This is a genomic window from Rhodopirellula sp. JB055, from assembly GCF_043100905.1.
GTDB lineage: Bacteria > Planctomycetota > Planctomycetia > Pirellulales > Pirellulaceae > Rhodopirellula.
This window is the reverse complement of sequence record NZ_JBICHO010000038.1, coordinates 1-10,159: the sequence shown is the minus strand read 5'-3', so window position 1 is coordinate 10,159 and position 10,159 is coordinate 1. Positions and strand designations below refer to the sequence as shown.

General features: G+C 55.3%; 8 protein-coding genes. 2 read left to right on the top strand and 6 right to left on the bottom strand.

What is annotated here, in order from left to right; all coding sequences use genetic code 11:
- Both ACF8AM_RS01425 and ACF8AM_RS01420 read right to left on the bottom strand, forming a co-directional pair.
- Nucleotides 1-530, bottom strand: a 530-nt coding sequence (locus ACF8AM_RS01425) for a hypothetical protein (protein WP_392553919.1), incomplete at its 3' end; no start/stop codon positions are given.
- A 16-nt stretch (nt 531-546) separates the two neighbouring features.
- Complete coding sequence (locus ACF8AM_RS01420) at nt 547-828, bottom strand: peptidylprolyl isomerase (protein WP_007329269.1); 282 nt, start codon at nt 826-828, stop codon at nt 547-549.
- Between the two features lie 288 nt (nt 829-1,116).
- Here ACF8AM_RS01420 and ACF8AM_RS01415 point away from each other — a divergent pair, with 288 nt between their 5' ends.
- Together ACF8AM_RS01415 and ACF8AM_RS01410 are read left to right on the top strand one after the other, a co-directional pair.
- Nucleotides 1,117-2,427, top strand: coding sequence for a DUF3472 domain-containing protein (locus ACF8AM_RS01415; RefSeq protein WP_392553918.1), 1,311 nt, complete (start codon nt 1,117-1,119; stop codon nt 2,425-2,427).
- Between the two features lie 106 nt (nt 2,428-2,533).
- Nucleotides 2,534-3,430 (top strand): phosphatidylserine decarboxylase, encoded by an 897-nt coding sequence (locus tag ACF8AM_RS01410; protein WP_392553917.1) that lies wholly within the window; start codon nt 2,534-2,536, stop codon nt 3,428-3,430.
- A 42-nt stretch (nt 3,431-3,472) separates the two neighbouring features.
- On the opposite strand, the gene ACF8AM_RS01405 is transcribed toward ACF8AM_RS01410, so the two are convergent.
- The 4 genes from ACF8AM_RS01405 to ACF8AM_RS01390 all read right to left on the bottom strand — a co-directional run.
- A complete protein-coding gene (locus ACF8AM_RS01405) occupies nt 3,473-4,222 on the bottom strand; it encodes a hypothetical protein (RefSeq protein ID WP_392553916.1) in 750 nt (249 codons plus the stop codon).
- Between the two features lie 89 nt (nt 4,223-4,311).
- Nucleotides 4,312-7,215 (bottom strand): hypothetical protein, encoded by a 2,904-nt coding sequence (locus ACF8AM_RS01400; RefSeq protein WP_392553915.1) that lies wholly within the window; start codon nt 7,213-7,215, stop codon nt 4,312-4,314.
- Between the two features lie 57 nt (nt 7,216-7,272).
- Nucleotides 7,273-8,832: a hypothetical protein gene (locus ACF8AM_RS01395; RefSeq protein WP_392553914.1), complete on the bottom strand. Its 1,560-nt coding sequence runs from the start codon at nt 8,830-8,832 to the stop codon at nt 7,273-7,275.
- A 345-nt stretch (nt 8,833-9,177) separates the two neighbouring features.
- The coding region (locus ACF8AM_RS01390) for a BON domain-containing protein (protein ID WP_392553913.1) at nt 9,178-10,159 on the bottom strand (982 nt) is incomplete at its 5' end.

Sequence of the window (10,159 nt, the reverse complement as noted above, 5' to 3'; positions counted from 1 at the left end):
TGTTGCACGAGATCGAGATGGACTTCTCGCATCGGCAACCAGAAGTCGTTCTTCATCTTCGGGTCGTTGGAACGCACGACGTTCAAACTGATTTGCAGTTTTTTGAGTGCCGTGTCGAATTGGCTTTTCGTGCACGCCAATCGCTCGACCGCACGCTTGCGAAGCGGTCCGGTGTAATCCGCTTCCAAACGGATCAGCTCAAAGATTTCTTGGCAGAGGACATCCAGTTCGTGGACGGGCTGGTACGCCTCGGCATAATGCACTTCACGAAAGTGCTGCATTTCCATCAACACCGCGTCCCCGCCGCGCACCTTCCCGTAGAAAACTTCCGCGGGATAGGTTTGCGGGATACGTGTCTTCCAATCCCAGACGGCCGTCACCTTGGGGCTCCAACCGCCCGCCTTGGGTTTGTCTTCCGACAAATCGGTGTTGTCCCACAACGACGGGTACGGCGAGTTCTTGCTGCCGAAGACGGTGCAAACCTTGCTCTTCAGCACAAACTTATAAGCCTGTCCAAACGTCTTGATCATGGGATCGCCTCTCGAATCAATCGACGCGCTGCGTGATCTCGATCAAGTGGTAACCGAACTGAGTCTTGACGGGGCCGTGAACCTTGCCCAGTTCACCGCTGAATACCACTTCGTCAAACTCTTTGACCATTTGGCCAGGGCTGAACGTTCCCAACGCTCCGCCGGATTTGCCGGACGGGCAGGAGGAAAACTCTGCGGCAATGGCACCGAAATCCTGGCCTTTTTCGATCTGATCTTTCAGATCCTGACAGGCTTCTTCGGTTTCAACGAGAATATGTCGTGCACTTGCAGTGGCCATGATGGTCTCTTGGGTTGTGTTCCGTCGTGGGGTGGTAAGGGGGCCTGGCGGAGGTCGAAAGTCGCTCGCCAGCTTCGGCCACCATGGTGGCTTGCCCGATGCAGTTCGAAAACCCCTGCTCCCAGCACCTTCCCACCTGCTTGCAGGATGGTTTCGATATGGGATAGGTTCGAATGCCGCGAGACCATCCGCCGGAGCGAAAGAGTGGCGGGCTCAACGAAGCCTCTTCCCCGACTCGCGAAAAGACTCCTTGGTTCCTGTCCACGCCCGTCTCACCAGACCCACACCATGATTTGCCGACTCGTTTTTCAACCGCTCCTGATCAGCCTTGCCATCCTCCTGACCTCGCAGGAACTCACCTCCGCGAAAGAATGGTCCGTGCCGGTGGCGGGCAACGCCTTCCGCACTCAGCCTGAACCCGGCGGTCGGTCGATGCGACGCAGTGGTTCCCTGCGGCTTCGCGATTCGAGCGAAGTCCACTCCGTCTACTTTCACGTCGATGACGCAGACACGCTTCAACTGGGACTGAAAGGCAACGCAAGCGATCGCCCCGCGACAATCCTTGCAACCATCGAGGAAACCAAGCTCTCCTGCGATCTGCAACCTGGATCCGCCACGACCTACCCGCTCGGCGAATTTCAGGTCGAGAATGCGGGCTACGTTCGGGTCGACCTGCGACTCGCGCCGGCGGCCGGTGGCAACCCTTCCGGATCCGCACAAATCACGGACCTGGTAGTGACATCCGCCGACGCCGACCTGCAACTCGACTATGTCCAAACGAACGATGGCAACATGTTCTATTGGGGACGCCGCGGACCTTCGGTCCACCTCTCCTACCGATTGCCACGAGGCACGGACCTGACGTACGCCTACAGCGAGATCACGGTCCCGGTCGGCCAAGACCAACTGGGCACTTACTTCATGGCCAACGGTTTCGGCGAAGGCTACTTCGGCATGCAGGTCAACAGTCCCACGGAACGGCGAGTTCTGTTTTCAATCTGGAGCCCTTTCCGCACGGACAACCCCAATGAGATTCCTGACGAAGACCGAGTCGAGACGCTTGCAAAAGGCGACGACGTCATCGCCAAGGACTTTGGCAACGAAGGCTCCGGCGGACAAAGTTTCTTTCGCTACCCATGGGAAGCCGGCAAGACGTACCGTTTCTTGACCGAAGTCAAACCCGATGGCAATGGCAACACGCTGTACACGTCTTGGTTCGGCGACAAAGCGAAGGGTGAATGGCAATTGGTCGCGACCTTCCGACGCCCCAAGACTGACAAGCATCTGACCGGTTTCCACTCCTTCCTCGAAAACTTCTCACCTGAACAAGGCCACCTGCAACGATCGGCCCACTACGGCAACCAATGGGTGTGCGATGTGAACGGCAAGTGGCACGAAATCACGCGAGCCAAGTTCACCGGCGACAACACCGCCCGCGGTCGACACCGGCTGGACTATGCCGGCGGAAGCCAAGACGACCACTTCTTCTTAAAGAACTGCGGCTTCTTTTCTGAGTCCGTGGATCTGAATCAGACCTTCGATCGAGAATCCACCGCCGACCAGCAGCCGCAGATCAACTGGGATCAGTTGCCACGCTGATCCATCGCAACTCTACTCTTGTAGTGGACAAAGCAAAGAGTCCCACGCGTGGGTCGTACGACCGGACTCGTGGCCTCGTCCACTACCATTCAAACAAGAACCGCTCATGGATGAAATCGTCTATCACGACCGATACACCGACGAAGACCGCATCGAAAAGGTGTATGGCGACAAAGCATTGCGATGGACGTACGGCACCCTCGCCGGACGCCTTTCGCTTTCGCTGGTCGTGAAGCGAACGCTGTTCTCACATTGGTACGGTTGGAGAATGGACCAGCCCAAGACGCGTGAAAAGATTGCTCCGTTCATTGAGGACTATGAACTGGACGCGAGTGAGTTCGTGCGTGACGTGAATGAGTTCGCCAACTTCAACGAGTTCTTCTTTCGCAAGCTGAAACCTGAGGCTCGCCCGATCGATGCGGATCCGAACTCGGTGGTTTTCCCAGCCGACGGTCGGCATCTTTGCGTTCCCGATCTTTCGAAATGCGAAGGGCTGTTTGTCAAAGGCGAGATGTTTGATCTGCCAACGCTGCTGCAAGATTCCGCCCTCGCAAACCGCTACGCGAGCGGCAGCCTGCTGCTTTCGAGACTGTGTCCGGTAGACTACCACCGTTTTCACTTTCCCGCAGCGGGCGTCCCCGGTAAGAGTCGCTTGATCAACGGGCCGCTGTACTCGGTCAATCCAATTGCCCTGCGTCAGAACATTCACATCCTGACCAGCAACAAACGCTGCCTCACACAGCTCGAGACGGACTCCTTTGGAACGGTACTGGTGCTGGAGATTGGTGCCACCTGTGTCGGCAGCATCTGCCAAACCTACTCACCCGGGCAAGGCATTTCAAAGGGCGACGAAAAAGGCTACTTCCGGTTTGGCGGCTCCTCCACCATGGTCCTGTTCGAACCCGGCCGAATCCAATTCGATGCCGACCTCATCGAATACTCGCGCCAACACCGCGAACTCTACGCTCGCATGGGCGACCACTTGGGAACACGCACCCAATGAAGATTGAGCCATCACGAGTTCGAGTCACGACACGCTCTCTTCTCAATCAATCCGTTCCTCACTTTCCATCAAACGAAGAAACCGTTCGTCTGAAAACACGATCTCACCAGGCTTCGCGTTGACACTTTTCCACGTTAATAGAATTTTATATTCATCGCGACCATTTGAATAAGTTGCGCGGCGCGGGACCCATTCGCCGTCCACCTCAATCAAGTCGATCTCACACCTCGAAAGTAAAACTCGTTTCTCCCCGTCTACAACAAGTTTCCCATCCGCGTTCCGTTTCGCCGCGGGTTGATCGAGTACAGCCAGTATTGGCCAGTGGCCTCTCTCCGTGTCAATGGACATGACAAGACCACCCGCATTAAAAGTTTGGATGGATTTTCTTCGCAGAGCTGGGTGCTGTGGATCACCAGGCTCAACGATTGTCACCGTTCCTTTCCCATAGTCCATGCATGCAAATACCGTTCTGTAGTAAGACATCTTCTTGTCGAAGTCGCCAAACAGACCAAACCCAAAGGCACGAAAATCAAAGGGTCGAACTTCCTTCTTGATAGAATCCTTGTCAACAGTGATCCATCTCGGTTTCTGTGTCTCCGTTCGGCAGAACAACGACAATTCAGGCGGCAATCGAAAGTTGCCTCCGCCGCGAAAGGAAGCGTCTCGATCCTCTTTGATGTCCTCCTCCGTGAAGTGTTCCAGATAGTGGAACGTCGTAGACTCGGTGTCATCGTAGCAACACAGCCCCTTCTGCTTCCACTTCACCGTCTTTTCAGAATCAGCCTTGCTCATCTCATACTCAAACTCGCCCGACTGCAATGCGGTGCGAGCATCAAGTGTCTTCAGCGTCCGCTGGAGTCAGGCACACCACCATTCCACGATCACCTTCCCAAATAGATCCGGTGACGTTGTATCAACTGCCGGAGCTTGGACAGTCGCTCGGCATCCGCTTCCCGCTGGAAGAACTCTTCTGCCAATTCGAACCAATGGACGCTTGTCTTTTCTTTGGCGTAGTACGCATCCATTCCCGCCAACACCCGTTCGGGGTCGACTCGCATGAAATCACTGGCGGGTTGTCCACGAGGGTAAAAGCGAGCCGTGCTGACCATCAACCGACTGTACATCGCATCGCCTTCGGCACCGCCTAATTGATCGCAAACCATCTCAATGTAGTTTTCGAAATCACCGGGGTTGCCATACCAACGCGGTAACAAATAGGTCACCGCCGAGGAGTGTACCGACAAACTTCCCTTCGCAGGTGTCTGCATGGCACGCCGGGTGAGCTCGCCCACGGCACTCTTGGGCGCAGACAATCCCATTGAAATTCCAATCGCAAGGTAGAACACACGGGTAGCGGGTTGCTGCTTCTTCAAGAGCGGTTTGAGGTGTTCCAGTGCGACACCCAACTGTTCATGAAAAACTCGCATGCCATCCTTCGAAACCGTGTTCACAAAACCGGTTCCGCGAGCCTTCCAAGCCAGGTCGCGGTGATGCTGAGCACGCAGCATCGGAATCACGACGGACCGCGGCATCCGTTCTCCGGCTCGCTTCAGCCACAACTCCTTGCGGATTCGAGCATCGCCGCCGTGCACCCAGCCATATTCTTTGGACACGATGCCCAGCGCACTTAGAAACTCCTCACTCAATTCATCGGGATACTCACTGACCGCCGCGATCGCGGGTGTTCGCAAATAGGCAAACGCAGCGTCCAATTGGTCGATCTGGTCGCGGTCCACCAGATTCTCCGCCAACACTCGAAGGATCCGAGACGCTGGAATGCGTTCCGGAGCGGCGGCATGAATCCACTCATCACCTCGACGAAATACCATCGCCGTTCCGCGCGCCGCGATCATGACCGGTTGAGTCAAGTCACAGTTCACGTACTCAACCATCCCCATCCGATCGCCGTTCAAATCGAAGTTCGCGATGAAGGCAAAAGGATCGGTCGAGCCCGCCAAACCTGGAAGCATCCCCATGACTCGGATCAGCGAGAGTCCTTCTTCGCCGGGAACGTTGTCCATCCAGTAAGGAACGATGCTCAGCCGACGAGTGGCATGGACCACCTCTCCCTCTTCGACCCCAAAGTCGATTGCCCAAGGTTTCTCGTCCGTGCTAACCCAAGCCCTTTGGTCCAAGACCGCCAGTACGCGGACCTTCGGAAGCCTCGTCAGTTGAGCTTGATTCGCAATCTTTCCCGTGGTTTCATCGACCTTCAACAGGTACATGTTTTGATTGCTGGTCGCGATGAAATTCGCACCGTCGCGAGAGCACCATAGCTCGGAAGTCATTTGTTCCCCGTCGAGCAACTCGATGCGTGATTGCTTGACTTCCAACGATGCCAAATCCAACAAGTAGATCCACCCATCGTGGGTTGTGAAGAAGATTCGATCCCCATCGGCCGATTGCGCCGAAGCCAAGGGTTGCTTCACCGCTTGGTAGCTCGCCGATTTAATCCCCTGCTGCAGATCCCAAAGGGTCAGCACTCCACTTTCAAAACCGATCAATCGATTGCCATCCGGCGACAGATAAACCGGGTGCTGACCGTCCAAGCGACTTGGGATTCGATGGACGATGCTCCCACTTCGATCCACCACGGCAGGATCGTTTCCTGCAATCAAGAGGAACGATCCGTCCACTGACATCTGCAGCACCGTCTGCCCGGGACTGAGTGCCAAGCGTGTCTCTTTCCACTGGCGTGAGAAGCCACGACGCAGCAATTCCAACCGCTCGCGATATTCCGCATCCAGCGTGGCTGGCCGAGCAATGATTTCGTCTTCGGTGACAGGTTGAGCCAACCGCTCATCCACCTGATCGTCCCACTCGATACCATGTTCACGACGGTACAACTCACCCCGCAACTTCGGTCCGTCAACCGGATGAAGTTCATCCAAAGACAAACGAATCATGGATTCGTTCTCGTCCTCGAAATCGATGTAGTAGCGATTCGCGCGGACCGGCGTGGCGGGCCGTGTCGTCCACCCATCCGCTCGACGAATCACTCGTTTGGAGACCGTGGAGGGATCCAGCCCTTTCGTCTTTCCCAATTTCCCTTGCTCTTGAAACTCTGCGGTTTTCTCTTCCATCCGCTTCAAGTCAGCCTCGTGGAACAACTGGCGTGCGATGCGAAAGTGATCCCCATCGATGCCATGCAAGATCACGTCCTCGCCATCAAAACGATCGAAATCACCCTGCAACAACTCTTTTGATTCGATCAACTTCCAAGTGTGGATACTCGGCAGAGCCGGTAGGTTCCGCAATTCTTCCTCCAACTCTCGTCGCAGGTCCTCCTGAAACTCATTGACTGCTTGCGTCGCGGCGTACTCATCCCCCGTCGAAATGGTGCGTCGAACTTCAGTCTCCGAACGCAACTGCACATCCAGTTCGAGTTTTTCCAGATGGGAAAAAGCGGAATGCGGAATCGCTTGACGCTTTCCTTCTCGATCGGTGAACTGGAATTCGTCGTTGTCGTTCCAGCTTGGGTCCTCGGCCGGCGACAATGTTTGCTTCCCCATCAACCCGTAGATTCGCAGACTGGGAACCGCGATCGGAATGGCTTGATTTGGAAACTGCTCCTTCAGAGTCTGCCATTGCTGGGAAGCTTGTTCGTTGGCGTGGTCCGTCAGAAGTTCTCTGTCAACCAGGAAATCGACTGTCCCGTCACGCATGATCCAACTATCAAGGTGCTTCCCCACGACAACGCCCTCGAAACCAACTTGCGTCTTATAAGGTGGTTGACTCCAGCTCACCAACCAGTCTTCCATCGCTTTCGCGGAGGGAAGCTGCATTCCAAAGATCGTCTTCTTCTCAAAGTGTTCCTGCAATTTGATCCACTGGATCCGATCCTAGCGAGAGGTTTTCGCAATCTCCGGCAGTCCTTTGGTCGATGCGTTTGGATCGGCTTCGAGCATCATCAACTTCATTTCCATCGCATCGATGTAATGCAGTTGATCGACTGGCAACCCCACCGGCGTGTCACGGCTGGCCATTTTGACCTTCAAGGAGGTCTCGTTCGACATCTCCAATGGTTTGATCGCCAACACCATGGAATGGGAACGTCGGACGAGGAAATACTCCGCGTGCAAAGAGGGGCGTTTTTCCTTGGGGTGAGCCTCGAAATACTCGTTCAGCCCCAGGACGCCTTGTTCAGCCGCCGCTCTCCAAGGTTCCATCAATTCGGCTTTCAAGATGGCGACCGTCGAGTTTTCGGCATCGAACCGATAGACGTAATACGGGTGCTCTTCGCCAATCAGCGTCGCCGTGAATCGGGTATTGGACGCGGTGTCTTTGAGTCGCCAAGCCCCGCACGTGTTGAGGTAGCGAAACGGATCAGAATCAACCAGTTTTCGCCGCCGTTCATCCCAAGACTTGGCGATTTGTGCAGGAGTAACCTCTTCATCGAGCTCATTCATTTTCCTTTCCATGAGCACACGCCGCAGATCCAATTCCGATGGACCGGTGAACGAACCGAGCGACTCCCAACGCTTGATCCGGAACTTTCGGAATCGAGCCCGTTCAGGCCGATGATCAGGCACGAACCATGAAACCTTGCTCTTAGAGGGATCCGACTCATCTTCGACGATTTCAAGCGGCTTCCCAGGTCCGAGCATCCCCAGTCGCCCAGGCCAACACCAAAGATCGGTATGCTCGAGGCCCGGTACCTGTTTCACTTTTCCAGTCTGCAACCAATCCGCCGCTCGTTTGCGATCAGCTTCCGCAAGCATGCTTTTGCGCACACGAAATCGAGCCATCACGGGATGCGAAGCGTATGGCTTCCAAATGCGTCCAAAGACAAATGCATCGTCGACTTCGCCAAGTAGCGCCGCTCGAAACTCGATCCCAGGAACTGCGGACTGCCAATTCGACAATTTGTCGAGAACGTTCAGACGTTCGCGTATCAGATCGCGTTGTTCGCCCCGGAATGACGCCAGCGGAATGGCGATCAACTGCTGTTGAATGTTCCAATACGAGATGTCGTCTTCGACCAACAACAGAGACGCATTGTTGAGCTCCCGGTCACCTTGCATCCACGCTTTGCCACCGGCATCGCGAATAGGAAACGCCTCGCGAAGCCGATCCACCAGCGACCGCCAAGGCTCCAATGTCTTCTCAATGAATTCTCGATCGGATTCGCTGAACTGCCTCAATGTAAACGACTGGATTCTGCGGGCACGTACTTCGAGATGGATCCAGTTGTCTGGGCCGATCCACTGAATGAGCCGTCCCTGAACCGGACCACTATCCTCCAATTGCCACTCACGAACTTCGCTCGCTCTTGGGGCCTCCTCGGCTCGTGCGGCCAACACGACTTTGGCACCATCCGCGATCGCAGAAGGCGTCAATCCGCTGGGCAATTGAGCATGCGTCGGCACGCCAAAACACAGGAGCCCAATGGAGAACAACATCGAACGTTTCAAAAGGGAATTTCCCTTCATTCCAATCACCAAAATCAAGAATGGATCGAGTGAATACACCGCGATCGAGAGTCATGCACTGCAACACGATTCTATCAGTCAGAAACTTTCACGATGTTTATGAAATGGCGATGAACAGGCGTCTGATTCCTCCCCCTGGCCATCTCCATTTCAGATGCCTTTGCGGCGTGACAGTTCCCTCACTCCTTGATTTCAAGCGTTCCGCCTACGAGTGTCCAACGAAAAAACCCTCGCAAGAGAACTTGCGAGGGTTTTTCGTTGATTCGTTTGGGTCAAGTGACCCGCTGGATCAAGTGTCTCAACGACTTGACTGAACTACTTGTCAGTGAAGTCCAAGAACCACCAGCCGTCGTCCCATTCGAGCGACACTTTCCGCCATCCCAAAGGAACTTGTGGGTAGGGGTAGAAAGGTCCGATGTATGGGAATGCCGATGGGCTGTACTGTTGTGGGTACGACAATGCGGCGTAGTTTGGATACGCTGCGTAGCCAGGCCATGCGTAGTTCGGCAGGTTAGGCGAATCGTAGCGAGGTGCTCCGACAGGTGCGGCAGGTGCCATGGGAACAGGTTGTCCCATCATAGGTGCCTGTGCCATCGGTGCAGGTGCTGCTTGCATGCCAGCACCATGAGTCACCATGCTGCCGGGAACAACCATTTCGCCGTTGATCATCTGTCCGCCAGCTTGCCCATACGAAACGGGACGAGCTTGGACTTGACCACGGTTGGCGGGTGGCAATGGCTGCAGTCCACCGGTGCGGTGCGAAGCAGGCGTTGCGACCAAACCAGGGTTTGAGCCGGCCTTGACGGTCATCAGATCGCGAACGCCGCGTGCTCCAGGAGCGTGGCGAGCGATTTCAGCGATCAGTTCACGTTGCGATGCCGAAGCGACTTCGCCAGTGATTTCAACGATCCCGTCGTAGGCGTTGACATCCACACCGAAATCTTTCAGGTGTCCAACCGATTTTGCTTTGCCCAGTGCAGCGGCGACGGAACGAGTGATCGCTTCGTCCGAACCGGCTTCTCCGCCAGCGTTTTCCCAAGCCGCAACGGTGCGGGTTTGCGAGTCAGCGGCTTCTTCACCGGCGACAGGTGCAACTTCACCAGGAACCACTTCTTGAGCTTCGGTTTCCAAAGCTCCCTTGAAGTCGAACGCTTCGGCAGGCTCAACGGCTGCAATCGCAGCAGCCTTGGGCTTGTAGATCTTTGCTTCGAGAACTTCAAGTTCGTTGACAACATTGACAACGCCCTCGACATCCTTCAAAGCCGACAAGACCAAGTCTTGTTGCTCGGAGCCATCG

Bases quoted from the DNA above. Each gene is read 5' to 3' on its own strand.
- ACF8AM_RS01420 (WP_007329269.1), bottom strand. From the start codon at position 828: ATGGCCACTGCAAGTGCACGACATATTCTCGTTGAAACCGAAGAAGCC.
- ACF8AM_RS01415 (WP_392553918.1), top strand. From the start codon at position 1,117: ATGATTTGCCGACTCGTTTTTCAACCGCTCCTGATCAGCCTTGCCATC.
- ACF8AM_RS01410 (WP_392553917.1), top strand. From the start codon at position 2,534: ATGGATGAAATCGTCTATCACGACCGATACACCGACGAAGACCGCATC.
- ACF8AM_RS01405 (WP_392553916.1), bottom strand. From the start codon at position 4,222: ATGAGCAAGGCTGATTCTGAAAAGACGGTGAAGTGGAAGCAGAAGGGG.
- ACF8AM_RS01400 (WP_392553915.1), bottom strand. From the start codon at position 7,215: ATGCAGCTTCCCTCCGCGAAAGCGATGGAAGACTGGTTGGTGAGCTGG.
- ACF8AM_RS01395 (WP_392553914.1), bottom strand. From the start codon at position 8,832: ATGTTGTTCTCCATTGGGCTCCTGTGTTTTGGCGTGCCGACGCATGCT.